Source organism: Streptomyces sp. RLA131 (assembly GCF_056270125.1).
Map to the genome: position 1 here is coordinate 4,153,874 of NZ_JBWDOQ010000002.1, position 25,601 is coordinate 4,179,474.

The 25,601-nt window shown below is 69.4% G+C and carries 23 protein-coding genes; 13 read left to right on the forward strand and 10 right to left on the reverse strand.

Features of this window, described 5'->3' with window-relative positions; translation table 11 throughout:
* Positions 1–70: 70 nt before the first annotated feature.
* From RWE79_RS19875 to RWE79_RS19885, 3 genes are all read left to right on the forward strand, one after another.
* Entirely contained in the window at positions 71–1,375 is a 1,305-nt protein-coding gene (locus RWE79_RS19875) for an MFS transporter (RefSeq protein ID WP_475941409.1), read from the forward strand.
* 45 nt (positions 1,376–1,420) lie between these two features.
* Positions 1,421–1,960 (forward strand): LppU/SCO3897 family protein, encoded by a 540-nt coding sequence (locus tag RWE79_RS19880; RefSeq protein ID WP_475941410.1) that lies wholly within the window; start codon positions 1,421–1,423, stop codon positions 1,958–1,960.
* Between the two features lie 165 nt (positions 1,961–2,125).
* Entirely contained in the window at positions 2,126–2,596 is a 471-nt protein-coding gene (locus tag RWE79_RS19885; protein WP_475941411.1) for an LppU/SCO3897 family protein, read from the forward strand.
* A 63-nt stretch (positions 2,597–2,659) separates the two neighbouring features.
* On the opposite strand, the gene RWE79_RS19890 is transcribed toward RWE79_RS19885, so the two are convergent.
* Entirely contained in the window at positions 2,660–4,084 is a 1,425-nt protein-coding gene (locus RWE79_RS19890; protein WP_475941412.1) for a CCA tRNA nucleotidyltransferase, read from the reverse strand.
* A gap of 147 nt (positions 4,085–4,231) precedes the next feature.
* Between RWE79_RS19890 and RWE79_RS19895 the strand changes: the two genes are divergently transcribed.
* The 7 genes from RWE79_RS19895 (at position 4,232) to trxA (ending at position 13,776) form a co-directional block, all read left to right on the forward strand.
* Positions 4,232–6,643 carry a DUF6049 family protein gene (locus RWE79_RS19895; RefSeq protein ID WP_475945952.1) on the forward strand — a complete coding sequence of 804 codons (2,412 nt, stop codon included), beginning with the start codon at positions 4,232–4,234 and terminating at the stop codon, positions 6,641–6,643.
* A gap of 9 nt (positions 6,644–6,652) precedes the next feature.
* On the forward strand, positions 6,653–8,689 hold the full coding sequence (murJ, locus tag RWE79_RS19900; protein WP_475941413.1) for a murein biosynthesis integral membrane protein MurJ: 2,037 nt from the start codon (positions 6,653–6,655) through the stop codon (positions 8,687–8,689).
* Between the two features lie 117 nt (positions 8,690–8,806).
* A complete protein-coding gene (locus RWE79_RS19905) occupies positions 8,807–10,648 on the forward strand; it encodes a protein kinase family protein (RefSeq protein ID WP_475941414.1) in 1,842 nt (613 codons plus the stop codon).
* A gap of 17 nt (positions 10,649–10,665) precedes the next feature.
* Positions 10,666–11,433: an RNA polymerase sigma factor SigM gene (gene sigM / locus RWE79_RS19910; RefSeq protein ID WP_475941415.1), complete on the forward strand. Its 768-nt coding sequence runs from the start codon at positions 10,666–10,668 to the stop codon at positions 11,431–11,433.
* Positions 11,430–12,308: an anti-sigma factor gene (locus RWE79_RS19915; protein ID WP_475941416.1), complete on the forward strand. Its 879-nt coding sequence runs from the start codon at positions 11,430–11,432 to the stop codon at positions 12,306–12,308. The genes sigM and RWE79_RS19915 overlap by 4 nt, the downstream gene beginning before the upstream one ends.
* A gap of 103 nt (positions 12,309–12,411) precedes the next feature.
* Entirely contained in the window at positions 12,412–13,395 is a 984-nt protein-coding gene (gene trxB / locus RWE79_RS19920) for a thioredoxin-disulfide reductase (protein ID WP_475941417.1), read from the forward strand.
* A gap of 51 nt (positions 13,396–13,446) precedes the next feature.
* Complete coding sequence (gene trxA / locus RWE79_RS19925; RefSeq protein ID WP_384627482.1) at positions 13,447–13,776, forward strand: thioredoxin; 330 nt, start codon at positions 13,447–13,449, stop codon at positions 13,774–13,776.
* 54 nt (positions 13,777–13,830) lie between these two features.
* Here trxA and RWE79_RS19930 read toward each other — a convergent pair whose 3' ends face one another.
* The 9 genes from RWE79_RS19930 to rpmH form a co-directional block, all read right to left on the reverse strand.
* Entirely contained in the window at positions 13,831–14,448 is a 618-nt protein-coding gene (locus RWE79_RS19930; RefSeq protein WP_475941418.1) for a GNAT family N-acetyltransferase, read from the reverse strand.
* Between the two features lie 285 nt (positions 14,449–14,733).
* Positions 14,734–15,888 carry a ParB/RepB/Spo0J family partition protein gene (locus RWE79_RS19935; protein WP_475941419.1) on the reverse strand — a complete coding sequence of 385 codons (1,155 nt, stop codon included), beginning with the start codon at positions 15,886–15,888 and terminating at the stop codon, positions 14,734–14,736.
* Entirely contained in the window at positions 15,885–16,943 is a 1,059-nt protein-coding gene (locus RWE79_RS19940) for a ParA family protein (RefSeq protein ID WP_475941420.1), read from the reverse strand. Before RWE79_RS19940 ends, RWE79_RS19935 begins: the two co-directional genes overlap by 4 nt.
* A 282-nt stretch (positions 16,944–17,225) precedes the next feature.
* The gene (gene rsmG, locus RWE79_RS19945; protein ID WP_475941421.1) at positions 17,226–17,939 is read right to left on the reverse strand and encodes a 16S rRNA (guanine(527)-N(7))-methyltransferase RsmG; all 714 of its coding nucleotides are present in this window, start codon (positions 17,937–17,939) and stop codon (positions 17,226–17,228) included.
* 116 nt (positions 17,940–18,055) lie between these two features.
* On the reverse strand, positions 18,056–18,553 hold the full coding sequence (locus RWE79_RS19950; protein ID WP_475941422.1) for a Jag family protein: 498 nt from the start codon (positions 18,551–18,553) through the stop codon (positions 18,056–18,058).
* Positions 18,554–18,565: 12 nt separating this feature from the next.
* On the reverse strand, positions 18,566–19,621 hold the full coding sequence (yidC, locus tag RWE79_RS19955) for a membrane protein insertase YidC (RefSeq protein ID WP_475941423.1): 1,056 nt from the start codon (positions 19,619–19,621) through the stop codon (positions 18,566–18,568).
* Between the two features lie 2 nt (positions 19,622–19,623).
* The gene (yidD, locus tag RWE79_RS19960) at positions 19,624–19,941 is read right to left on the reverse strand and encodes a membrane protein insertion efficiency factor YidD (protein ID WP_475941424.1); all 318 of its coding nucleotides are present in this window, start codon (positions 19,939–19,941) and stop codon (positions 19,624–19,626) included.
* A complete protein-coding gene (gene rnpA / locus RWE79_RS19965; RefSeq protein ID WP_475941425.1) occupies positions 19,938–20,321 on the reverse strand; it encodes a ribonuclease P protein component in 384 nt (127 codons plus the stop codon). Before rnpA ends, yidD begins: the two co-directional genes overlap by 4 nt.
* A 19-nt stretch (positions 20,322–20,340) precedes the next feature.
* Entirely contained in the window at positions 20,341–20,478 is a 138-nt protein-coding gene (rpmH, locus tag RWE79_RS19970) for a 50S ribosomal protein L34 (protein ID WP_329315469.1), read from the reverse strand.
* 347 nt (positions 20,479–20,825) lie between these two features.
* On the opposite strand from rpmH, the gene dnaA reads away from it, so the two are divergent.
* The 3 genes from dnaA (at position 20,826) to gnd (ending at position 25,574) form a co-directional block, all read left to right on the forward strand.
* Positions 20,826–22,544, forward strand: coding sequence for a chromosomal replication initiator protein DnaA (dnaA, locus tag RWE79_RS19975; RefSeq protein ID WP_475941426.1), 1,719 nt, complete (start codon positions 20,826–20,828; stop codon positions 22,542–22,544).
* 935 nt (positions 22,545–23,479) lie between these two features.
* Positions 23,480–24,610 (forward strand): DNA polymerase III subunit beta, encoded by a 1,131-nt coding sequence (gene dnaN / locus RWE79_RS19980; protein ID WP_475941427.1) that lies wholly within the window; start codon positions 23,480–23,482, stop codon positions 24,608–24,610.
* Positions 24,611–24,698: 88 nt separating this feature from the next.
* Entirely contained in the window at positions 24,699–25,574 is an 876-nt protein-coding gene (gene gnd / locus RWE79_RS19985) for a phosphogluconate dehydrogenase (NAD(+)-dependent, decarboxylating) (protein ID WP_475941428.1), read from the forward strand.
* Positions 25,575–25,601 lie beyond the last annotated feature (27 nt).

The following is a 25,601-nucleotide window of genomic DNA, read 5'->3' on the forward strand; positions in this document are numbered from 1 at the left end:
CAGCCGCGCAACACGACAGGCCCCCGGGTGCTCCACCCGGGGGCCTGCGTGCCGTGTGAGGCTGTGACCCATGGGTGTGGTGCGGGATCTCCGGGTGTTGCTGCGGCTGCGTGACTTCAGGCGGCTGCTGCTGGTGCGGCTGCTGTCCCAGCTCTCCGACGGGGTCTACCAGGTGGCGCTCGCCGCCTACGTGGTCTTCTCGCCCGAGAAACAGACCTCACCGGCCGCCATCGCCTCCACGATGGCGGTCCTGCTGCTTCCGTACTCCCTGCTCGGGCCGTTCACCGGGGTGCTGCTCGACCGGTGGCGGCGCCGCCAGGTACTGCTGCACTGCAATCTGCTGCGGGCCGTGCTCTCCGCCGGGACCGCACTGCTGATACTGGCCGATGTCCCGGACTGGCTGTTCTATCTCTCCGCCCTGTCGGTCACCGCGGTCAACCGCTTCGTCCTGGCCGGCCTGTCGGCGGCGCTGCCCCGGGTGGTCGACACCGAGGAACGGCTGGTGATGGCCAACTCGGTCTCCCCGACGGCCGGTACGCTCGCCGCCACGGCCGGCGGCGGTATCGCCTTCCTGATCCATCTGGGCCTCGACCAGGGCACCAGGGCCGACGCGGTGGTGGTGCTGACAGGGGCACTGATCTACCTGTCCGCCGGGCTGGCGGCCCTGCTGATGCCCCCGGACCTGCTGGGCCCCGACCCCTGCCTGCTGCGGCCGGGCGTACGCGCGGCGGTCGCGCACACCTCCCAGGGGCTCGTGGACGGCCTGCGGCAGCTGCGGACGCACCCGGTCACGGCACGGACGATGGGCGCGATGGCCGTCATGCGCTTCTGCTACGGCGGGCTGACGGTCACCGTGCTGATGCTGTGCCGCTACGCCTGGGCCGACCCGGGCTCCGACGGCCGGCTGGGGCTCCTGGGGCTGGCGGTGGCGGTGTCCGGCGCCGGATTCCTCACCGCCGCGGTGATCACCCCGTGGGCCACGGGGCGGTTCGGCACCTCCGGCTGGATAGCGGTGTGCGCGGGTGCGGCAGCGGTGCTGCTGCCCGTTCTCGGCACCCCCTTCGACCCGGTGCCCATGCTGGCGGCGGCCTTTTTCATCGGCACCGCCACCCAGGGCGCGAAGATCGCCACCGACACGGTCGTGCAGTCCTCCATCGACGACGCCTTCCGCGGGCGGGTCTTCTCCCTCTACGACGTGCTGTTCAACGTGGCCTTCGTCGGCGCGGCCGCGGTCGCCGCCCTGATGCTCCCCCCCGACGGCCGCTCGGCGGTACTGCTGGCCGTACTGGCCGCTCTCTACGCCCTGGTGGCGGTCAGCGTCGCCGCGGGAACGGAACGCGCGCGTGACTGGCTGCGCGTCAGCGCGCGCCGCTAACGTACGTGACCGATCGCGCATCCGATCGCCAACGAGGGGAACCCCATGTCGTATCCGCCGCCACCTCAGGGTGGTTACCCGCAGCAGCCGCAGCAGCCCTATCCGCAGCAGGGCGGCTACGCGTATCCGCCCCAGCAGCAGGTGCCACCTCAGCCGTATCCGCAGCAGGCGCCGCAGCAGGGGTGGGGAGCGCCTCCGCAGCCACCGATACCGCAGGGGCCCGCACCGGCCCGGGGCGGCGGCGGGGGCGGCGGTGACAACGACAGCATCAAGAAGAACCTCTTCAAGATCGTCGGACTTCTGGTGGTCATCGGTGTCATCTGGGCCGGCGCGTCCTGGTTCAGCAGGTCCGACGCCAAGAACGCCGCCGTCGGCGACTGCATGAAGAACACCAGCTCGTCGTCGAAGGCCAACCTCGACATCGTGGACTGCGGTTCGTCCGAGGCGCAGTACAAGGTGATGGCGGTGCGTCAGCTCACCAGCGTCTCCGACTGCGACGACTTCGACTTCTCCTACACCGAGCGGTACGGCACCCGGAAGCACCGCAAGACCGTGCTGCTGTGCCTGAACGAGCTCAAGAAGTAGGCATGCAGGCCTCGGTGACGTTTCACGTGAAACATCCGCATCCGGCGGCCCCGTGTTTCACGTGAAACAACCCGAACCCCCCAGATGACCCGCTCGTACCTCTCCAGTAATGTTCGCTGGCCTGTCCACAGTGAACGGACAGTTTTACCTGAGGGGACTTTCACCATGGCGACTCCGCCGCCACCGCCGCCGCAGAACACCAACCCGACCGACCCGCAGCCGGGAGCCACCCCGGCGCCCGGAGCCTTCCCGCCGCCGGCTCCCGGGGCCTTTCCGCCGCCGGCTCCCGCTCCCAAGTCCCGTGCCGGACGTGGCATAGCCAGGGGCTTCATGCGGATCGGCATCACGCTCGTCATCGGGATCCTGGTCTCCGTCGGCTTCTACTTCTTCAACAGGACCGACGCCGAGACCTCGGCCGTGGGCGACTGCCTCCACAACAAGGGCACGAACTCCTCGCCGGACCTGGTGAAGGCCGACTGCTCGTCCGGCGACGCCGAGTTCAAGATCCTCGGCAAGTTCGACGACACCAGCGACGACAGCAAGTGCGAGTCCGTCGCCAAGACCGAGGTCAGCTACATCCAGTCGGGCAGCGACGACCACAACGTGGTGCTCTGCCTGCGGGCCGTCTCCAAGTGATGACGGAGGGGGTCGTGTTTCACGTGAAACACGACCCCCTCCGCACCGCACCGGACTTTCGCGTCAGGCCTGGGCGCTCTGCTCCGCCCACCACTGCCTGAGCGCGGTCACCGCCTCGTCCTCGGTCATCGGACCGTGCTCCAGCCGCAGCTCCAGCAGGTGCTGATAGGCCCTGCCGATCACCGGGCCCGGCCCGACATCCAGGATCCCCATGATCTGGTTGCCGTCGAGGTCGGGCCGGATCGCGTCCAGCTCCTCGCGCTCCTTGAGCTCGGCGATCCGCGTCTCCAGCTCGTCATAGGTCCGCGACAGCGCCGCGGCCTTGCGCTTGTTGCGGGTCGTGCAGTCCGAGCGGGTCAGCTTGTGCAGCCGGTCGAGCAACGGCCCCGCGTCGCGGACATAGCGTCGTACCGCCGAATCCGTCCACTCGCCCGAGCCGTAGCCGTGAAAGCGCAGATGCAGCTCCACCAGACGGGCGACATCCTTCACGATGTCGTTGGCGTACTTGAGCCTGACCATCCGGGCCTTGGTCATCTTCGCGCCGACCACCTCGTGGTGGTGGAACGAGACCCGCCCGTCGGACTCGAAGCGCCGGGTCCGCGGCTTGCCGATGTCGTGCAGCAGGGCGGCGAGCCGCAGCACCAGGTCCGGGCCCTCCGTCTCCAGGTCGATGGCCTGCTCCAGGACGGTGAGGCTGTGCTCGTAGACGTCCTTGTGACGGTGGTGCTCGTCGCTCTCCAGCCGCAGCGCGGACAGCTCGGGAAGCACCCGGTCGGCGAGGCCGGTGTCCACCAGCAGCCGCAGTCCCTTGCGCGGATTGTCGGAGAGCAGCAGCTTGTTCAGTTCGTCCCGCACCCGCTCGGCCGACACGATCTCGATCCGGTCCGCCATCGCGGTCATCGCGGCGACCACCTCCGGGGCCACCTCGAAATCCAGCTGCGCGGCGAACCGGGCGGCCCGCATCATCCGCAGCGGATCGTCCGAGAACGAGTCCTCCGGGGTGCCGGGGGTACGCAGCACCCGCTGCGCCAGGTCGTCGAGCCCGCCGTAGGGGTCCACGAAGGTGACCTCGGGCAGGGCCACGGCCATCGCGTTGACGGTGAAGTCGCGGCGGACCAGATCGTCCTCGATGGTGTCGCCGTAGGAGACCTCCGGCTTGCGCGAGGTGCGGTCGTACGCCTCGGAGCGGTACGTGGTCACCTCGACCAGGTAGCCGTCCTTGCGGCACCCGACCGTGCCGAAGGCGATCCCGACCTCCCAGACCGCCTCGGCCCAGGGACGGATGATCTTCAGAACCTGCTCGGGCCGGGCGTCCGTCGTGAAGTCGAGGTCGTTGCCGAGCCTGCCGAGCAGCGTGTCCCGGACCGAGCCGCCCACGAGGGCGAGCTTGAATCCGGCGTCCTGGAAGCGGCGACCGAGGTCTTCGGCCACCGGCGCGACCGTATGGGCGGGCCGCAGGGTCTGGGGGGCGTTGTTGGCATTCGGCACAACTGAAAAGGGTACGTGGCCCGGCGCCTCCCGGCTCCCGGGTTTCCCGGCCGCCGCCGCACGGTCTCCCGGCGATCTTGTAAGGCGGTCCGCAGCACTTTGACTCAGCGAGCATCGTTACCATGCCAGGACGCACATCCGATGACGATGCAGACGAGGGACGGCCAGCACGTGGGCGAGGCGGCACAGCACCCCGGGAGACCACAGGCCCGTTCGTGGCGGCTGCGGCGGATGGCCGCGCTGCTCGTGGGAGCCACGCTCCTCGCCGGGCTCCTCCAGGCCCAGGCCGCGCCCGCCGCACAGGCGGCCGGCGCGAGCGACGGGCGGACCGTCGCTGTCTCCGTGGACTCGCTCACACCGACCGTGCCCGCCAAGGGCGACACGATCACCGTCTCCGGCACCGTCACCAACAAGGGCAGGGCGACGGTCGGCAACGCCCACATCGGCCTGCGGGTGGCCCCTGGCGGCCCGCTGAACAGCCGCAGCGCGATCGGCACCGCCGCCGCCCGCACCGGCTACCAGGACGGCGACGGATACGAGCTGGCAGGCCACCAGGAGGCCGTGAAGGACCTCGCGGCCGGGGTCACCCGTTCCTTCACCCTGAAGGTCCCGGTGAGCGCCCTGGGGCTCGGCAAGGACGGCGTCTACCAGATCGGCGTCTCCCTCACCGGGCAGATCCGCACCGTCGGCTACGCCCAGATCCTCGGCATCGAGCGGACCTTCCTGCCCTGGTACCGGGACGGCGGCGCCAAGAGCACCCAGTACACCTTCCTGTGGCCGCTGATCGACCGCCCGCACCTGACCGTGCGCAGCGACAACGACGACCAGCAGAGCCCGATCTTCCTCGACGACGACCTCGCCAAGGACCTGGCACCCGGTGGCCGGCTGCAGCAGATGGTGGCGCTGGGCAAGGACCTTCCCGTCACCTGGGTGATCGACCCGGACCTGCTGGCGACCGTCGACGCGATGACGAAGAAGTACCAGGTGGCCGGCGAGGACGGTGATCTGGAACACACCAGGGCCGGGACCGGCACCGACAACGCCAAGCAGTGGCTCAAGGACCTCAAGGCGGCCGTGGCCGACCGGGAGGTCGTGGCGCTGCCCTTCGCCGACCCGGACATCGCCTCCATCGCTCACCACGGCCGTAACGTGTCGGGCACCCTGGGCAACCTCAAGACCGCCACCGACCTGTCCACCAACACCGTGCAGACCGTTCTCGGCGTCACCCCCACCACCGACGCCGCCTGGCCCGTGGAAGGCGCCGTCGACTCGTCCGTCATCGATGTCGCCACCTCGGCGGGCGCCGACAAGGTCATCGCCCGCAGCGACAGCCTCCGCGAGGCGGGCAGCCTCAGCTACACGCCCTCCGCCGCACGGCCCCTGGGCGGCGGCACCACGGCCCTGGTCGCCGACGCCGTCCTGTCCAAGTCCTTCCAGGGCGACATGCTGAACGCCGGGAACGAGACCCTCGCGGTCCAGAAGTTCGTCTCCCAGACCCTGATGGTCACCCTGCAGGCGCCGGAGAAGAAGCGCAGCCTCCTCGTGGCCCCGCAGCGGATGCCCACCGCGTCCCAGGCCCAGGCCATGGCGAAGGCCGTAACCGAGGTCACCGACAGCGGCTGGGCCGAGTCGGCGACGTTCGCCACCACCGCCAAGGCGACCCCCGACCCGGCCGCCAGCCGCAAGGTCCCCGGGAGCTCCGCCTACCCGGCGGCCCTGCGCAAGCGGGAACTGGGCACGGAGGCCTTCCGGAGCATCCAGGCCACCCGGAGCCGCCTCAGCGGCTTCCTGGTCATCCTCAGCCGCAAGGACCGGGTCAGCGTCCCCTTCGGCACCGCCCTCCTGCGGTCGATGTCCACGCAGTGGCGCGGCGACGGCCAGGACGCCAAGGAGTTCCGGGACGCCATCGGCGACTACCTCCAGGAGCTGCGGGGTCTGGTCCACATCCTGTCCAAGGGCGGCAAGCTGACCCTCTCGGGGCGCAGCGCCACCATCCCGGTCACCGTGAAGAACGAGCTGGGCCAGACCATCACCGGCCTGGAGCTGCGGCTCACCTCCGGTCAGGACAACAACCTCGCCATCGGGGATCCCCAGACCGTCACCGTCGGGGGCGGCCACACCCGCTCCCTGAAGTTCGACGCCGACGCCAAGCGCAACGGCCAGACCACCGTCACCGCGCAGCTCTACACCAAGGACGGCGCCCGCTACGGTTCGGCCATGACCTTCCAGGTGAATGTCACCTCCATCACCTCCACGGTCATGCTGGTCATCGCCGTCGGTCTTCTGCTGCTCGTCCTCGCCGGGGTCCGGATGTACCGCCAGCGCAAGCGGGCCGGCGCCGCGGAGACCGCCGGAGACCCCCGGGAGGCCGAGGACGCCGAGCAGCCCGAAGGGGTCGAGGAAGCCGAAAGCACCAACGAAGCAGACAGCACGGACAACGCGGATATCAGGCCCAACGGGGACACCAGGGACCACACGGGTACCGAATCCGCCGGACCGCACGACCCGGAGCCGGAGAACGGCAGTCCGCGCACCAGCAATCCCGCGTCCATTCAATAAGGTGGGGCAGTGACGAACGCGCCGTACGACGGTGACCGCAGCCGGGAAGCGGGGGATGCATTCCCCCAGCAGCCCGGGCAGCGCTCCGCCGCGCCCGACCCGTACCTGCAGGACACCTATGCCCGCGATCCGTACCAACGGCACGACCCGACCCAGCAGGACCCGGTCGGTGAAGCCCTGTACGACCGTGCCGCGCACCCGCCGTACGCCCAGCCCGTGCCGCAGCAGCCGCAGGCCGCCCCCGCGCAGTACGTAGGGATCGACGAGCTGGTCTCGCGCGCCGCGTACGACGACCAGGCCCAGTCCGACCCGTACGACCACCTCTTCCGCGAGCAGCCGCAGCCCCCCGCCCCGCCGGCGCCGGCCGAACCGCCGGCCGGCGCGCCGGAGCCGGCCAAGGGCGGCGGCAGGGCGAGCAGCCTGCTGAAGTCGAGCGCCGTCATGGCGGCCGGGACCCTGGTCTCCCGGGCGACCGGCTTCCTCAAGACACTGATGATGGCCGCCGCGATCGGCGTCAGCACCCTCAGCGACAGCTACCAGGTCGCCAACACCCTTCCGACGACGATGATCTACATCCTCGTCGGCGGTGGCGCCCTCAACGCGGTGTTCATCCCGCAGCTGGTCCGCGCCATGAAGAACGACGACGACGGCGGCGAGGCCTATGCCAACCGCCTGCTGACCCTCGTCATGGTGGGTCTGGCCGCGATCACCGCGCTCTGCGTCATCTTCGCGCCGGCGTTCATCCAGATGATGTCGCCCACCATCGCGTCCGACCCGGTCAAACGGGATGTCGCCGTCGCCTTCGCGCGGTTCTGCATCCCCACCATGTTCTTCATGGGCGTCCATGTGGTGCTGGGTCAGATCCTCAACGCGCGCGGCCGGTTCGGCGCCATGATGTGGACCCCGGTTCTCAACAACATCGTCGTCATCGCCACCTTCGGCGCCTTCATCTGGGCCTTCGGCTCCTTCTCCGCCACCAATGTGGACTCGGCGTCGATCACCCCCGAGGGCGTACGGCTGCTCGGTCTGGGCACCCTGCTCGGACTGACGGTGCAGGCCCTGGCGATGCTCCCGTACCTGCGCGACGCGGGCTTCCGGATCCGGCTGCGCTTCGACTGGCGCGGTCACGGCCTCGGCAAGGCGGCCCGGCTCGCCAAGTGGACGTTCTTCTTCGTCCTCGCCAACCAGCTCGGCATGATCGTGCTCACCCAGTTCGCCACCGCCGCCGGCTCCCAGGCCGCGGCGCAGGGCCACCGGGGCACCGGTATCACCGCCTTCAACTACGCGCTGGCGCTCTGGCAGATGCCGCAGGCCATCATCACGGTCTCCGTCATGACTGCCGTTCTGCCGAGGATCTCGCGTGCCGCCGCCGACGGCGACGCCGCCGCGGTCCGTGACGACCTGTCGTACGGGCTGCGCACCTCGGCGGTGGCGATCATCCCCTGCGCCTTCGCCTTCCTCGCCCTCGGCGCCCCCATCTCCACCCTGCTGTACGGGAGCTCCGGCGAGAGCGGGGCCCTGAACATCGGCTTCGTCCTGATGGCCTTCGGCCTGGGTCTGATCCCGTACTCCGTGCAGTACATCGTCCTCCGTGGCTTCTACGCCTACGAGGACACCCGGACGCCCTTCTACAACACCGTGATCGTCGCGGCGGCCAACGCGATCGCGGCCGCCGTCTGCTATCTGGTGCTGCCCGCCCGCTGGGCCGTGGTCGGCATGGCGGCGGGCTACGGACTGGCCTACACGCTCGGCGTCGGTGTCGCCGTACGGCGGCTGCGCAAGCGGCTCGGCGGCGATCTCGACGGAAAGCGTGTCATTCGGACGTACACGCGCCTTGTGGGGGCAGGCGTTCCGGCAGCGGCTCTCGCCGGCGGCGCCGTATACGGCATCATCCACGTCATGGGGCACGGCGCTTTCGCGTCCCTGCTGTGCTTGGTGGTCGGGTTCGGGATCCTGTTCGGTGTCTTCATCGTGGCCGCCAAGCGCATGCGGATCGAGGAGATGACGGCCATGGTCGGCATGGTCCGCGGCCGGCTGGGTCGCTGACGGCCCGAATGCAACCATCGCGGTCCGCCGCGTGTCGTGCACAGCGGCGGACTGTTGGCACAATTGTCCTTGGCTGTGTTGTCAGATCTTGCAACGGATGGGGAGGCAGGAACGACGGTGGCGGAACGGAGCACGGCTGCCGTTGGAGTGGCCAACGAGAGCGGCGACACAAAGCCGCTCACCGTCCAAGCGGACAGTGCCACGGCCGACGACGCGACGGACCGAAGCAAGAACAAGGACGCGCCGCAGCAGAGCGTCCCCGAGGGGACAGCGGCAACACCACCCGAGCCGACGGACAACCCGAGCGACCGGAACGACAAGGCGGACGCAGTCGGCAAGGCCACCAAAGCCACCAGTACCGCCGCGGACGACAAGGGTCCCAAGGCCGCCCGGAGCACGGAACCGCCGGAACTCCACAGCGGTCACAAGCTCGCCAGGCGCTACCGCCTGGAGGAGTGCCTCACCCGTGTCGACGGCTTCAGCAGCTGGCGGGCGGTCGACGAGAAGCTGCGCCGGGCCGTCGGGATCCACATCCTGCCCGCCGACCACAGCCGGGCCCGTCCGGTGCTCGCCGCCGCCCGCTCGGCGGCGCTGCTCGGCGACCCACGCTTCGTTCAGGTCCTGGACGCGGTGGAGGAGAACGACCTCGTCTACGTCATCCACGAGTGGCTGCCCGACGCCACCGAACTGACCGCGATCCTGGCCTCCGGCCCGCTGGAGGCGCATGACGCCTACCAGATGGTCAACCAGATCTGCCAGGCGATGGCCGCGGCACACCGGGAGGGGCTGTCGCATCTGCGGCTCAGCCCCGACTGCGTACTGCGCACCGAGTCCGGCCAGTACCGGATCCGTGGCCTGGCCGTCGTGGCGGCGCTGCACGGGCTGAGCTCCGACCTTCCGCAGCGCGAGGACACCGAGGCGATCGGTGCCCTGCTGTACGCGTCGCTGACCCGGCGCTGGCCGTATCCCCAGGACGAGCACGGGCTCACCGGGCTCCCCAAGGACGTCGGCCTGGTGGCACCCGACCAGGTGCGGGCGGGCGTCCACCGCGGGCTGTCGGAGGTCGCGATGCGGGCGCTGGTGAACGACGGCGCGACCGCGTCCCGTGAACTGCAGCCGTGCACCTCGCCGGAGGAACTGGCCAAGGCGGTCGCCGCGCTCCCCAGGATCCGGCCTCCGGAGACCCTGGCACCCGCGTCGCCCTACCAGCGGACCACCTACCAGCAGGGTGCCTACCGCCAGCCGTCGGCCCGCCAGACCCCGCCCGGCCCGCAGCCCACCACCGTCCTCCAGGAGGGGCCGCCCCCCGCCCTGCCCGGCCGCACCGGCAAGGCCCTCAAGTGGGCCGTCGCCAGTCTGCTCATCGCAGCCCTCGGCCTCGGCAGCTGGCAGATCGCGGACGCGCTCATGAGCCGCGGCGACACGTCCGGGGACGACAACACCTCCGCCAGTGCCTCGCCGTCCGACAACGAGACCGACGGCACCTCGGGCAAGTCCGGCTCCTCGGGCAAGCCGATCACCATCAGCGATGTCAAGGACTTCGACCCGGAGGGAACCGACGGCGGCGAGAACCCCCGGGACCTCGCCAACGCCTACGACGGCAAGTCGGCCACGTACTGGCAGACCAGCTTCTACAACAGCGCCAAATTCGGCAACCTCAAGTCGGGAGTCGGGCTCATCCTCGACCTCGGCAAGTCCCGGCAGGTCGGCTCGGTCAAGATCGACTTCATAGGGGACACCACCTCGGTACAGCTGCGGGCCGCCTCCTCCGGTGCCACGTCCATGCCGACCGGCCTGAGCGACTACTCGATGGTGGCCTCCGGGAACGGCAGCACGGTGACACTCAAGCCGGAGAAGGCGATGAAGACCCGGTACGTTCTGGTCTGGCTGACCTCTCTGTCTCTGACCAGTGACGGCAACTACCGCGGCAGGATCGCCGAGATCAACGTCACGAGCTGAGCTGAAAGCGGGGGAGCGTGACAGACGCGGGAACGGGCGAGGAGGTCAGCGACAGCGACCTCCTCGCCCGTCATGTGGCGGGGGACCCGCAGGCGTTCGGGGAGCTGGTGCGCCGTCACCGCGACCGGCTGTGGGCCGTGGCCCTGCGGACCCTGGGGGACCGCGAGGAGGCGGCCGACGCCGTGCAGGACGCCCTGGTCTCGGCCTTCCGGGCGGCACACACCTTCCGGGGGCAGTCCGCCGTCACGACCTGGCTGCACCGGATAACCGTCAACGCCTGCCTGGACCGGGCCCGCAAGTCCGCCTCCCGGCGTACCTCGCCCGTCACCGACGACAAGCAGTTCGAGGAACTCCTCGAACCCCATGAGTCCGCCGAGGCCCCCGCCGAGCGGGGCGAGCTGCACCGCGAGTTGCTGGACGCGCTCGCCACGCTGCCCCCCGAGCAGCGCGCCGCGCTGGTCCTGGTCGACATGCAGGGCTACCCCGTCGCCGAGGCCGCCGCCGTCCTGGAGGTGCCCACGGGCACGGTGAAGAGCAGATGCGCCAGAGGCCGCGCCAGACTCCTCCCGCTCCTCACCCATCTGCGCGCCGGTACCAGGGGTAGTGGTGAGACCGGTGGGGGAAGGAACCGGACGGAGAAGCCATCCGTCCCAGAGACGGGGGCCGGGACCGGAGCCGGGACCGGGACCGAACCCAGAGCCGGAGCCGGGACCACGGCCGGCCAGGCCCAGGCTCAAGGCCAGGGCGTCGCAGGCATCACGAAGGGCGGAGGTGGACACCAGTGACCCACCCCAGCGGCACGACGGACACCGACGGCCACCCCGAGGTCGCGGAGATCTCCGCCCTCACCGAAGGGGCCCTGCCGCCCGAGCGATCCGCCGACGTACGCGGCCACCTCGGCCACTGCGTGCTGTGCGCCGACGTACGGGCCTCGCTGGACGAGATCCGGGGTCTGCTCGGCACCCTGCCGGGCCCGCCGCAGATGCCGGCCGACATCGCGGGCCGGATCGACGCCGCGCTGGCCGCCGAGGCGCTGCTCGACGCGGCGCCGGCGCCCTCCGCTGTTTCACGTGAAACAGCGACCACCCCGGTTTCACGTGAAACATCGCCCGCCGCCGACCGCCCGAGCGGTCACCCGTCCGCCGCCGGCGGTCCGGGCCGGCCGCGCGGGCGCCGGCGTCGCTGGACCAGGGTGACCAGGGGACTGCTGGTGACCGCATCGGTCGCCGCGGTCCTGGGACTCGGCGGTCTGCTCTCGCACTCCCTCACCGCCGGGAGTGGCAGCTCCAGTGACTCCGGGGCGGCCGACAGCTCTGCGGCCAAGTCCGACCCGGCCCTGGAGAGCCTCGTCCACCAACTCCTGGCGACCGCGGGGGCCACCCAGCACATCCAGGGCGAGGGCCAGGGCGTCCAGAACGGCGGGCCGTCGATGAAGGCCATGGAGAGCCTCCCGTCCTGCGTGGCCAAGGGCATCGGCCGCACCGGCACACCGCTGGCCTTCGACCACGGCACCTACGAGGGCACCGACTCCTACCTGGTCCTCCTGCCCAACCCGGAGAACGAGACACGCGTCGACGCCTATGTGGTGGACGCGTCCTGCGTCACAGCCGGCACCTCACAGCCGGGAACGGTTCTGAGCAAGGACACGTACGCGCGATAGCGGCGACGGGGTGTTGGGAATGCTGGGCCCGTAGGATCCGTTAGGCGGGGTGAGAGTCCCCGCCAGGACCCAGCAGTAGTCGGCAGAGACGAGGAAGAAACCCGTGACGACCGTCCGCAACGTCATCATCATCGGATCCGGGCCCGCGGGCTACACGGCCGCGCTCTACACCGCCCGTGCCTCCCTGAAGCCGCTGGTCTTCGAGGGCGCGGTCACGTCAGGGGGCGCTCTGATGAACACCACCGAGGTCGAGAACTTCCCCGGCTTCCGCGACGGCATCATGGGTCCCGACCTGATGGACAACATGCGTGCCCAGGCCGAGCGCTTCGGTGCCGAGCTGATCGCGGACGACGTGGTCGAGGTCGACCTGAGCGGGGACATCAAGACGGTCACCGACTCGGCCGGCACGGTGCACCAGGCCAAGACCGTCATCGTCACCACCGGCTCGCAGCACCGCAAGCTGGGGCTGCCCCGCGAGGACGAGCTCTCCGGCCGTGGCGTGTCCTGGTGCGCCACCTGTGACGGCTTCTTCTTCAAGGAGCACAACATCGCCGTCATCGGCGGCGGCGACACCGCGCTGGAAGAGGCTACGTTCCTCTCCCGCTTCGCCACGTCCGTGACCGTGGTCCACCGCCGGGACACGCTGCGCGCCTCGAAGGCGATGCAGGAGCGTGCCTTCGCCGACCCGAAGATCAAGTTCGTGTGGGACAGCGAGGTCGCCGAGATCCACGGTGAGTCCAAGCTCTCCGGTCTGACTCTGCGCGACACCCGGACCGGCGAGACGTCCGAGCTGCCCGTCACCGGACTCTTCATCGCCATCGGCCACGATCCGCGCACCGAACTCTTCAAGGGTGTCCTCGAACTGGACGACGAGGGCTACCTCAAGGTCGAGTCCCCCAGCACCCGTACGAAGATCCCCGGTGTCTTCGCCGCGGGCGATGTCGTGGACCACACCTACCGGCAGGCGATCACCGCCGCCGGCACCGGCTGCTCCGCCGCCCTGGACGCCGAGCGCTACCTGGCCGCGCTGAGCGACGCCGAGGCCCAGCAGACCCAGGAGCCCGAGAAGACCACCGCGGCCGTCTGATCCGCCGCTTCCGCACCCGTACGCACGCACAACCACACCGAGGAGAACGCAGTGGCCGGCAACACCAAGATCGTGACCGACGCGACCTTCAACGACGAAGTCCTGAACAGTGACAAGCCCGTCCTCGTCGACTTCTGGGCCGAGTGGTGCGGCCCGTGCCGCCAGATCGCGCCGTCGCTGGAGGCCATCGCCGCCGAGCACGCCGAGCAGATCACCATCGTCAAGCTGAATATCGACGAGAACCCGGTCACCGCCGCCAAGTACGGCGTGATGTCGATCCCGACGCTCAACGTCTACAAGGGCGGCGAGGTTGTCAAGACCATCGTCGGTGCCAAGCCGAAGGCCGCGATCGAGCGCGACCTCTCCGACTTCATCGGCTGACGTTTCACGTGAAACGGGCCCGCTCCTGATCGGAGCGGGCCCGTTCGCGTTCTCTCACAACGGCCGGAGCACCGGCTCCTTCTGAACCGCCCCCAGCAGCCGGTCGATGGCCATCTCGACGTCCTCCTTCCAGGAGATCGTCGTACGCAACTCCAGTCGCAGTCGTGGGAACCGCAGGTGCGGACGGACCGTCTTGAAGCCCACCGCGAGCAGATGGTCGGCGGGCAGGACACATCCCGGCTCCTCCCAGCGCGCGTCGCCGAAGGCCTCGATCGCCTTGAAGCCCCGCCGCACCAGATCCTTGGCGACCGTCTGCACCAGCACCCGGCCCAGTCCCTGCCCCTGATAGCCCGGCATGATCCGGGCCGTCATCAGCTGGACCGCGTCAGGGGAGACCGGACTCGTGGGGAAGGCAGTGGAACGCGGGACATAGGCCGGAGGCGCGTAGAGCACAAAGCCGGCCGGGACGTCGTCGACATACGCCACCCGTCCGCACGAGCCCCACTCCAGAAGGACGGCGGAGATCCACGCCTCCTTCTCCAGCTCCGGCTTGCCGGTCTGGACCGCGGCTTCACCGCTTACCGGATCGAGCTCCCAGAAGACACACGACCGGCAGCGGTTGGGGAGGTCCGGGAGGTTGTCCAGCGTGAGCGGAACGAGCCGACGCCCCATGTGGTCAGACCCTCGTTTCTGTCGTGGACCCAACTGCCGACGAATCCGCCCACGGCCCCTAGACCCAGGCCCGCCGCTACCAGAGCGCTCGTCTGCCACTCGTGCTCCACCCCACCACGCCGCACAGACCGCATGGGCTTCCCTCCCCTGAGGTGATGCTCCATCCTCTACGCATCGTAGCTGTGAGAGGACAAGTCCGACACCGGAGGCATGCAAAGAGCGGGCCTGATCCGCTTCCGGATTCGGGCCCGCTCCTGTCCGGCGGGGCGGTGTCACCAGGCGCGGCTACTCGCCGTCCTCCTCGTCGAGGCCCTCGACGCCCTCGGATCCCCCGGTCAGCCCGCGCTCCAGCACCTTGCCCTCCCCGGGGGCGAGGGTGCCGAGGATGCGCTCCAGATCTTCTATCGAGGCGAACTCGACGACGATCTTTCCGCGCTTCTGCCCCAGGTCCACCTTGACCCGGGTGTCGAAGCGGTCGGAGAGCCGCAGCGCGAGATCCGTCAGCGCCGGTGCCATCCGCCGGCCGGCCCGCGGGGAGGCGGTCTTCTTGGCCGCCTTGGGCTCCGCGTTCATCAGATGGACGATCTCCTCGACCGCACGCACCGACAGCCCCTCGGCCACGATGCGGCTCGCCAGCCGGTCCTGGTCCTCCACCTCCTCCAGGGCCAGCAGCGACCGGGCGTGGCCCGCGGAGAGGACACCGGCGGCCACCCGGCGCCGCACGGGCACGGAGAGCCTGAGCAGTCGCAGGGTGTTGGAGACCTGCGAGCGGGAGCGGCCGATGCGGTCCGCCAGCTGCTCATGGGTGCAGCCGAAGTCCTGGAGCAGCTGGTCGTATGCCTCGGCCTCCTCCAGCGGGTTCAGCTGGGCACGGTGCAGGTTCTCCAGCAGTGCGTCCAGCAGCAGCTTGTCGTCGTCGGTGGCCCGGACGATGGCCGGGATCAGCTCCAGCCCCGCCTCGCGGCAGGCCCGCCACCGGCGCTCGCCCATGATGAGCTCGTAGCGCTCGATCCCGGTCTGGCGCACCACGACCGGCTGCAGCAGACCGACCTCCGTGATGGAGGTGACGAGCTCGGCGAGCGCGTCCTCGTCGAAGACCTCGCGGGGCTGGCGCGGGTTGGGCGTGATGGAGTCGATCGGCAGTTCGGCGAAGTGCGCTCCCGCGACCTCCGCGGGTGCCTGCGGCTGCTCGGACGCCTCCTCCGTCTCCCGGGAGGCCGGGATGGTGGCCACCGCCCCCTCGGCGTACTGCTGCCCGTTCCGCTCCGTCAGACCGGCCACCTTGGCGGCTGCGACACCCCGCTCGGGGGTGAGGACCGGAACCGCCGACGACGAGGCGGCTGCGGCCACTGCCGTCGCGGCGGCCTTGTCGGCCCCGGACGGTGCGGCCGGAATCAGCGCGCCCAGACCGCGGCCGAGCCCTCTGCGTCGCTCACTCACTGGATCCCCTCCGACATGCTGTGCTCGTTCTTGGCTTTGAACTCCGGGGTGCCCGGAATACCGCGCAGCGCCATCTCCCGCGCGGCTTCGAGATAGGACAGCGCCCCGCTGGAGCCCGGGTCGTAGGTCAGCACGGTCTGACCGTAGCTGGGGGCCTCCGAGATGCGGACCGAGCGCGGGATGTTGGTGCTCAGCACCTCCCTGCCGAAGTGCGTGCGCACCTCTTCGGCGACCTGGGACGCCAGCCGGGTCCGGCCGTCGTACATGGTCAGCAGGATGGTGGAGACATGCAGCTTGGGGTTGAGGTGGCCACGAACCAGCTCGACGTTGCGCAGCAGCTGCCCCAGTCCCTCCAGCGCGTAGTACTCGCACTGGATCGGGATGAGCACCTCGGCACCGGCCACGAGGGCGTTGACCGTCAGCAGGCCCAGCGAGGGCGGGCAGTCGATGAGGATGTAGTCCAGCGGCTGCTCGTACGCCTGGATGGCGCGCTCCAGCCGGCTCTCCCGGGCCACCAGGGAGACCAGCTCGATCTCGGCGCCGGCCAGGTCGATCGTGGCCGGGGCGCAGAACAGTCCTTCGACGTCGGGGACCGGCTGGACGATCTCGGAGAGCGGCCTGCTCTCCACGAGGACGTCATAGATGGACGGCACCTCGGCGTGGTGGTCGATACCCAGGGCCGTGGAGGCGTTGCCCTGCGGATCCAGGTCGACGACCAGCACCCGCGACCCGTGCAGGGCCAGTGAGGCCGCCATGTTGACCGTGGTGGTGGTCTTGCCGACGCCGCCCTTCTGGTTGGCGACGACGATCACTCTGGTTTCGGCGGGCCGGGGGAGTCCTTCACCGGCCCGCCCCAATGCCTCGACCGCCAGTTGGGCGGCACGGCCGATGGGGGTGTCGTCCATCGGGGGCGGTGTTTCACGTGAAACATCCTCCCCATACGACTCGGTGCGGGGACCGGGGACCGGATCGGCCATCGGTCCCGCGATGTTGGCGTCGGACCGCAAGGATTCACTCTCCTCGACTACAAGCTCGCAATGAGCAGAGCCTGCCATGCTTTCGGGGTTGCGAACCAGTGAGGCCCGGTCTCCTGTGGATGAATCCACCTGTTGAGTCGTCTCGGCGGCCTTGTACGAGAGCGTTCCGGCCGCCGCGCGGGCCCGGCCGAGGATTCCTGGAAGCAGGGAGCGACGTTTCACGTGAAACACGATGCGCGGCAGCGCACGCCGTTTCCTACCCGACACTCCGCATTATGTCGTTTTGACCTTTTGTAGAGGCCTCAGCGCCGACCTCGGGCCGGCCTCGGTGCCGGCCTCAATGGCGGCGCAAAAATGCTTTCAGCCCTGCCGACGCCGGGCCCGCGCGGCCTTGGCCCGGCGGGTGGCGGCCCGCACACCACCGGGGCTCTCCCCCACCAGGACCCGCACCACCGTCGACATCGGATCCACGATCCCCTCGCCGACCTGGACCACCGAGGTCTCCACCGCGCCGAGCCGGGCCAGGGCGGCTCGCGCCGCCTTGAGCTCCTCCTCGGCGGTGTCACCCTTGAGGACGGTCATCTCGCCGTGCGGGCGCAGCAGGGGCAGTCCCCAGCCGGCCAGCCGGTCCAGCGGGGCCACCGCGCGGGCGGTCACCACGTCGACGGCGGGAAGCTTGCCGATCATCTCCTCGGCACGGCCGCGTACCACCGTCACATTGGACAGCCCGAGCAGCCGGACCACCTCTTCCAGGAAGGTGGTGCGCCGCAGCAGCGGCTCCAGAAGGGTGATGGACAGATCGGCGCGGGTGAGGGCCAGCGGGATCCCCGGCAGCCCGGCGCCGGAGCCCACGTCACACACCGAGACGCCATGCGGAATCACCTCGGACAGCACGGCGCAGTTCAGCAGATGGCGCTCCCAGAGCCGGGGCACCTCCCGGGGACCGATCAGCCCTCGACGCACTCCTGCGTCGGCAAGCAGCTCCGCATAGCGCACCGCGTCCGCGTAGCGCTCCCCGAAGACCTCCCGCGCCGTTTCCGGCGCCGGGGGAAGCTCCGCTGCTGCCTCCGTCACGAGGACCGTCCTTCCCGCTTCGTGCTCTCGACTACTACCAGGCTGACAAGACTCGGCCCCGCCTGCGAGCAGACGGGGCCGATCGATCACGTACCTCAGCGCCTACCGGGTCCGGATCAGACCGGGAGGACGACCACCCGGCGCTGGGGCTCCTCGCCCTCGGACTCGCTGCGCAGACCCGCGGCGGCGACCGCGTCGTGGACGACCTTGCGCTCAAAGGGCGTCATCGGGTCCAGCTTGACCGGCTCACCGGTGCCCCTGGCCTCCTCGGCCGCCTTGGCGCCCAGCTCGGCCAGTTCGGTCCGCTTGCGCGCCCGGAAGCCCCCGATGTCCAGCATCAGCCGGCTGCGGTCGCCGGTCTCCCGGTGCACCGCCAGGCGGGTCAGCTCCTGGAGCGCCTCCAGCACCTCACCGTCCCGCCCGACCAGCTTGCTCAGGTCCCGGCTGCTGGAGCCCTCGCCGATGATCGAGACAGAAGCCCGCTCACCCTCGACATCCATGTCGATGTCCCCGTCGACATCGGCGATGTCGAGCAGACCCTCCAGGTAGTCGGCCGCGATCTCGCCCTCCTGCTCCAGGCGGGTCAGGGCGTCGGTGGTGTTGCCGTCCGTCACGGATGGACTCCTCTACTTCTTCTTCGACAGGTTCGGCTTGGGCTGCGGCTTCGCCTTGGGCTGCGCCTGTGCCTGCGGTTGGTCCTTGGCCTCCGGCGACGGGGACGGGGCCGTGGACGACGTGGACGGAGCCGTGGTGGCCGTCGTCTGACGCTGGGCCTTGGTCTGCCGCTTCGGCTGCGTGCGCTTCACGGGCGCGGCGTCGGCCGCGGCACCCTTGGCGGCGACGGCGGGATCGTCCTTCAGCTTGCCCTGGGCCTTCAACCGCTCCTGGCGCTGCTTGAAGGCGAGGCTGCCCGGGGTCGGGTTGCGGCGGATCACGAACATCTGCTGGCCCATGGTCCACACGTTGGTGGTCAGCCAGTAGATGAGGACACCGACCGGGAAGTTGATACCGAACACGGCGAACATGATCGGGAACACGTACATCAGCATCTTCTGCTGCTGCATGAACGGCGTCTTGACCGTCATGTCGACGTTCTTCGTCATCAGCTGGCGCTGGGTGTAGAACTGCGAGCCCGACATCAGGATGATCATGATGACGGTCACCACACGCACGTCGGCGACCGTGGCGCCCAGGCTGTGGAGCGTGCTGGCGCTGTCGGTGAACTTGGCAGCCAGCGGAGCGCCGAAGATGTGGGCATGCTGCGCGCTGGTCACCATGTCCTGCTTGATGACACCGACTTCCTTGCCCTGCGCGATGTAGCTCAGCACGTGGTACAGCGAGAAGAAGAAGGGCGACTGGGCGAGGATCGGCAGGCACGAGGAGAGCGGGTTGGTGCCCGTCTCCTTGTACAGCTTCATCATCTCTTCGGACTGGCGCTGCTTGTCGTTCTTGTAGCGCTCCTGGATCGCCTTCATCTTCGGCTGGAGCGCCTGCATGTTCCGGGTCGACTTGATCTGCTTCACGAAGAGCGGGATCAGACAGATCCGGATCAGGATCACCAGCGAGATGATCGACAGACCCCACGCCCAGCCGCTGTCCTTGTCGAAGACAAGGCTGTACAGCGAATGGAACTGGACGATGATCCAGGAAACGGCGTCATAGAGGGGGTTGAAGATCCCCACGGTCAGGCTCCTTGGGCGTTAGGGGTCTCGACGGGTTCGGATGTGACGGACCCGCCTCCGCGGCCCCGCAAGTAGCGCCGCAGCCGATCGTGCCACGGCGGCCGCTTGCGCGGCGGAACATGGTCCACCCCGCCCGGCGACCAGGGATTGCATCGCAGGATCCGCCATGCGGTCAGGGCCGTGCCCTTGACCGCACCATGCCGGTCGATGGCCGTGTACCCGTAGTGGGAGCACGAGGGGTAGTACTTGCAGACCGGACCGAGCAGCGGACTGATCGTCCACTGATAGATCTTGATCAACGCCAGCAGCGGGTACTTCATCGCGCCACCCCCAGGAGCCGTTGCAACGCGGCATCCAGGTCTCGGCCCAGCTCTTCGTGGTCGGCGTCGCCCGCGGCGGGCAGCGCTCGTACGACTACCAGGCTACCGGGGGGCAGCAGACTCAGACGCTCCAGGACGAGGTGACGAAGTCGGCGCTTGACCAGATTGCGCACGACCGCATTGCCCACGGCCTTGCTCACGACGAAACCCGCACGCGCCGGGGGAGCACTCCCCCCCGCCGTGTGCGGGTCCGTGATGTCGGCCAGGTCACCGTCATTACGCAGGTGGACGACCAGCAAAGGGCGTCCGGCCCTGCGTCCTCGGCGTACCGCGGTCGCGAAGTCCTGGCGCCGCCTCAGCCGATTCTCGGTGGGCAGCACGACATGAGGCCTGTCGCGATCAGGCGGACAGCTTGGCGCGGCCCTTACCGCGGCGGGTCGCGAGGATCGCGCGACCGGCGCGCGTACGCATACGCAGCCGGAAGCCGTGGGTCTTGGCGCGACGACGGTTGTTCGGCTGGAAGGTGCGCTTGCTCACTCGGGGGCTCCAGGATGATTTCGTGTGTTGCGGGGCGTCGCCTGGCTGTCACCGTGTGCCCACGAGGAAACTCGCGGAACAACCGGGTGTACCGCTTCTTCGCCCATCGGTAGGCAGGCGGCAGCAGCCATCGACAACTCGACCTGGTTACGGTACGCGCGGCCGGGTCATCAGGTCAAACCGGAACCGACGGCCTGTGGAGCACGTCCATCCGGACAGGCTTTTACACAGCCTGTGGACAACGACTTGAACCGGGCGCCGTACGCTGACTACCGTGGCTGAACCCCGATTCCTTCCCGCCCGTCCCTAGAACCACACCTTCGTGGGATTTCGAGAGAGCGTGCACTGTGGCCGACGTAACTGCCGATCTTGCCTCAGTGTGGCCAAGGGTCCTGCAGAAGATTCTGGCGGACAGCGAGGACCTCAAGCCCAAGGACGTGGACTGGCTCAAGCGCACCCAGCCTCTCGCGCTCGTCGCCGGCACCGCGGTGCTCTCGGCCCCCAACGAGTTCGCCAAGAGTGTCCTCGAAGGCCGGCTCCTCCCGCTGATCACCGACGTACTGAGCCGTGAGTTCGGCCACCCCGTCGGGATCGCCATCGCCGTCGCCTCCGGCGGGGACGCCGAGCCCGGCCCGGCCGCGCCCGAGCCGCCGCAGTACTCCGACCAGCCGTACGGCGTCGGTCAGGAGTCCCCGCAGACGTACGGGGGCGGCCAGCACCGCCGTGAGTACGACGAGACCTACGACCGCCAGGCCGACGAGGGCCCCCGTATGCGCCGCGCCTACCCGGACTCCGGCTCCGGCGGCTGGCCGCCCCGCGAGCCCGCGCCCGACGGCTGGGGACAGCACCGCCCGGGACCGCCCGGAGGCTACGGGGGGCGGGACCCCTATCTCCAGGCCCCGCAGCCCCGGTACGACCCCCACCCCGGCTCCCAGCACCAGTCACACCAGCCGCAGCACCAACAGCATCAGCAGCACCCGTCGCGTCCCGAGCCGCCCGCCAAGTCCTCCGGGACGTCCAACGGACCGGCCGAGCCGACCGCCCGGCTGAATCCGAAGTACCTCTTCGACACCTTCGTCATCGGCGCCTCCAACCGCTTCGCCCACGCGGCGGCGGTCGCGGTCGCCGAGGCGCCGGCCAAGGCCTACAACCCGCTGTTCATCTACGGCGAGTCCGGACTGGGCAAGACCCACCTGCTGCACGCCATCGGGCACTACGCGCGCAGCCTCTACCCGGGCACCCGGGTCCGGTACGTGAGCTCCGAGGAGTTCACCAACGAGTTCATCAACTCGATCCGGGACGGCAAGGCGGACGCGTTCCGCAAGCGCTACCGGGACATGGACATCCTGCTGGTCGACGACATCCAGTTCCTGGCCAGCAAGGAGTCCACGCAGGAGGAGTTCTTCCACACCTTCAACACCCTGCACAACGCCAACAAGCAGATCGTGCTGTCCTCCGACCGGCCGCCCAAGCAGCTGGTCACCCTGGAGGACCGGCTCCGCAACCGTTTCGAGTGGGGCCTGATCACCGACGTCCAGCCGCCCGAGCTGGAGACCCGGATCGCGATCCTGCGCAAGAAGGCGGTGCAGGAGCAGCTCAACGCGCCGCCGGAGGTGCTGGAGTTCATCGCCTCGCGGATCTCGCGCAACATCCGCGAGCTGGAGGGCGCGCTGATCCGGGTCACCGCCTTCGCGAGCCTCAACCGGCAGCCGGTGGACCTTCAGCTGACCGAGATCGTGCTCAAGGACCTGATCCCCGGCGGCGAGGACTCGCTGCCCGAGATCAGCGGCCCGGCGATCATGGCGGAGACTGCCTCGTACTTCGGCCTGGACGTGGAGGACCTGTCCGGGTCGTCACGCAGCCGGGTTCTGGTCACCGCCCGGCAGATCGCGATGTACCTGTGCCGTGAGCTCACCGACCTGTCGCTGCCGAAGATCGGCGCGCTGTTCGGCGGACGCGACCATACGACGGTGATGCACGCCGACCGGAAGATCCGCTCGCTGATGGCCGAACGGCGCTCCATCTACAACCAGGTCACCGAGCTCACCAACCGCATCAAGAGCTAGCGGCAGCGCGCCTCGCAGGCCCCCGCAGGCCCCTTCCCCGTCAACGGAGGGGCTTTCCCAGGCTCTTTCGTGACGGCTTCGCCGGGCCCCTTCGCAGACCTTCTCGCGGGCCTTCGTCGCAGGCCCGCGAAGCCCCTCCGAGGCCGCTACGACCACGACAGCACGGCCTGCAGCGCCCCGGGATCCGGTCCCGGGGCGCTTTTCGCTGTTCGAATCCGCCGCCGGCCCGACCCGACAGGAACGTCTCTCCACACTTTTCGGCCCCCAAGCCCGTCCACAGCCTGGGGATGCCCAAGTTGTCCCGACCCTGTCCACAGCTGGGGCTGCGCGATACTCATGACGCCAGGTGGGAGGGCTGGGGATTTGTGGGCAACCGTAATCCCCAGGCTGTGGACAGACCGGTTGCCCACAGCGACCATCGGGAGTTGTCCACCGGCCGCCCACAGCCCGGGGCAGGTTGTCCCCAGCTTCTCCACAGCTCTGTCCACTGTTCGGCAACGGAACAGGCCCTCTCCCCGGTACGAGTGAAAGCCGTCACATCAAGGTGGTGGATTGGCCTGTTGAGAACCTGGGTATTCCTGGGGACAGAGCTGGGGAGAACCGGGGTCGTCCTGTGTATCCCGTGTGCACAACTTTCGGCCGTCCACAGAAGCGGCTGTTCGTCCCCAGGCGCGGTCCACAGCCTCGGTGGACAAAAAAGGGGACCTGACCTGCGCAGGAACCGGTTATCCACGGTATCCACAACCCCTATTACTACGACTACACATAGATCCCGGGAAACCTGCTTCGAAGTGGGTCCTGTGCACAACCGGGCCGCGGGCCGTCGGGCCGCCGGCGCATCGGCTTGACTCCAACCAGCACCGGTTGTCGGCGACGGCTGTCAGACTGTTCCCCGGCAGAAGGACAGCCAGCAGCAACAGCAGGAGGCGGTTCCGGTGAAGATCCGGGTGGAGCGCGATGTACTCGCGGAGGCAGTGGCCTGGGCGGCCCGCAGTCTCCCGGCCCGTCCCCCGGTGCCCGTTCTCGCGGGACTGCTGCTGAAGGCCGAGGACAGCCAGCTGAGCCTGTCCGGATTCGACTACGAGGTCTCCGCACAGGTCTCCGTCGAGGCCGAGGTCGAGGAGCAGGGCACCGTCCTGGTCTCCGGCCGGCTGCTCGCCGACATCTCCCGGGCACTTCCCAACAGGCCTGTGGAGATCTCCACCGAGGGGACCCGCGTCACCGTCGTCTGCGGCAGTTCGCGGTTCACACTCCACAGCCTCCCTGTGGAGGAGTACCCGGCACTGCCCGCGATGCCGGTCGCCACCGGCACCGTGCCCGGCGAGGTCTTCGCCGCGGCAGCCGCCCAGGTGGCCATCGCCGCGGGCCGGGACGACACCCTTCCGGTGCTCACCGGCGTACGGATCGAGATCGAGGGCGACACCGTCACCCTGGCCTCCACCGACCGCTACCGCTTCGCGGTCCGCGAGTTCCTGTGGAAGCCGGAGCAGCCCGACATCTCCGCCGTCGCCCTGGTGCCCGCCAAGACCCTGCTGGACACCGCCAAGTCGCTCACCAACGGCGACACGGTCTCCATCGCCCTGGCCGGTTCCGGCGCGGGCGAGGGCCTGATCGGCTTCGAGGGCGCGGGCCGCCGCACCACCACCCGGCTGCTCGAAGGCGACCTGCCGAAGTACCGCACGCTCTTCCCGACCGAGTTCGCCTCGATCGCGGTGATCGAGACGGCGCCCTTCGTCGAGGCCGTCAAGCGCGTGGCGCTGGTCGCCGAGCGCAACACCCCGGTCCGGCTGAGCTTCGAGCAGGGTGTGCTCACCCTGGAGGCCGGTTCCAGCGACGACGCACAGGCTGTGGAGCGGGTCGACGCCAGGCTGGAGGGCGACGACATCTCGATCGCCTTCAACCCCCAGTTCCTGCTGGACGGGCTGAGCGCGATCGACTCCCCGGTGGCCCAGCTGTCCTTCACCACCTCGACCAAGCCGGCGCTGCTGAGCGGCCGTCCGGCGGTCGACGCGGAGGCAGACGAGGCCTACAAGTACCTGATCATGCCGGTGCGCCTGTCGGGCTGAGGTCTGTCCGCTGAGCCTGCGGCACCGGGGGTACCAGCCGGACGTAGGGTCGACGTAGGTCAGGCAAGGCTCGAACGAAGGATCAACGATGGAGCTCGGTCTCATCGGTCTCGGCAAGATGGGCGGCAACATGCGCCTGCGCATCCGCCAGGCCGGCCACACCGTCATCGGCTACGACCGCAACCCGGACATCGCCGATGTGCACAGCCTCCAGGAACTTGTGGACAAGCTGCCGGCCCCACGGGTCGTGTGGGTGATGGTTCCGGCCGGAGCCGCCACCCAGTCGACGGTCGACGAGCTGGCCGAACTGCTCTCCCCCGGTGACGTGGTGGTGGACGGCGGAAACTCGCGCTGGACCGACGACGAGAAGCACGCCGAGGAGCTCAAGGCCAAGGGCATCGGCTTCGTCGACTGTGGTGTCTCCGGCGGCGTATGGGGCCTGGAGAACGGCTACGCGCTGATGTACGGCGGCGAGAGCGAGGACGTGGCGAAGGTCCAGCCGATCCTCAACGCCCTCAAGCCCGCGGGCCCGTACGGCTCGGTCCACGCCGGCAAGGTCGGCGCCGGGCACTTCGCCAAGATGGTCCACAACGGCATCGAGTACGCGATGATGCAGGCGTACGCCGAGGGCTGGGAGCTGCTGGAGTCGGTGCAGTCGGTCACCGACGTCCGCGAGGTCTTCCGGTCCTGGCAGGAGGGCACCGTCATCCGCTCCTGGCTGCTGGACCTGGCGGTCAACGCGCTGGACCAGGACGAGCACCTGGAGCAGCTCAGGGGCTACGCGGAGGACTCCGGCGAGGGCCGCTGGACGGTGGAGGCGGCGATCAACAACGCGGTGCCGCTGCCGGCGATCACCGCCTCGCTGTTCGCGCGGTTCGCGTCCCGCCAGGAGGACTCGCCGCAGATGAAGATGATCGCCGCGCTGCGCAACCAGTTCGGTGGCCACGCGGTCGAGAGCAAGTGAACACGTGAGCACGTAAAAGCTGACAGA

Excerpts from the sequence above, each read along its gene's own strand:
- RWE79_RS19880 (WP_475941410.1), top strand. The coding sequence starts at position 1,421 with ATGTCGTATCCGCCGCCACCTCAGGGTGGTTACCCGCAGCAGCCGCAG.
- RWE79_RS19875 (WP_475941409.1), top strand. The coding sequence starts at position 71 with ATGGGTGTGGTGCGGGATCTCCGGGTGTTGCTGCGGCTGCGTGACTTC.
- RWE79_RS19885 (WP_475941411.1), top strand. The coding sequence starts at position 2,126 with ATGGCGACTCCGCCGCCACCGCCGCCGCAGAACACCAACCCGACCGAC.
- gnd (WP_475941428.1), top strand. The coding sequence starts at position 24,699 with ATGGAGCTCGGTCTCATCGGTCTCGGCAAGATGGGCGGCAACATGCGC.
- RWE79_RS19895 (WP_475945952.1), top strand. The coding sequence starts at position 4,232 with ATGCAGACGAGGGACGGCCAGCACGTGGGCGAGGCGGCACAGCACCCC.
- yidD (WP_475941424.1), bottom strand. The coding sequence starts at position 19,941 with ATGAAGTACCCGCTGCTGGCGTTGATCAAGATCTATCAGTGGACGATC.
- RWE79_RS19930 (WP_475941418.1), bottom strand. The coding sequence starts at position 14,448 with ATGGGGCGTCGGCTCGTTCCGCTCACGCTGGACAACCTCCCGGACCTC.
- RWE79_RS19940 (WP_475941420.1), bottom strand. The coding sequence starts at position 16,943 with ATGGCAGGCTCTGCTCATTGCGAGCTTGTAGTCGAGGAGAGTGAATCC.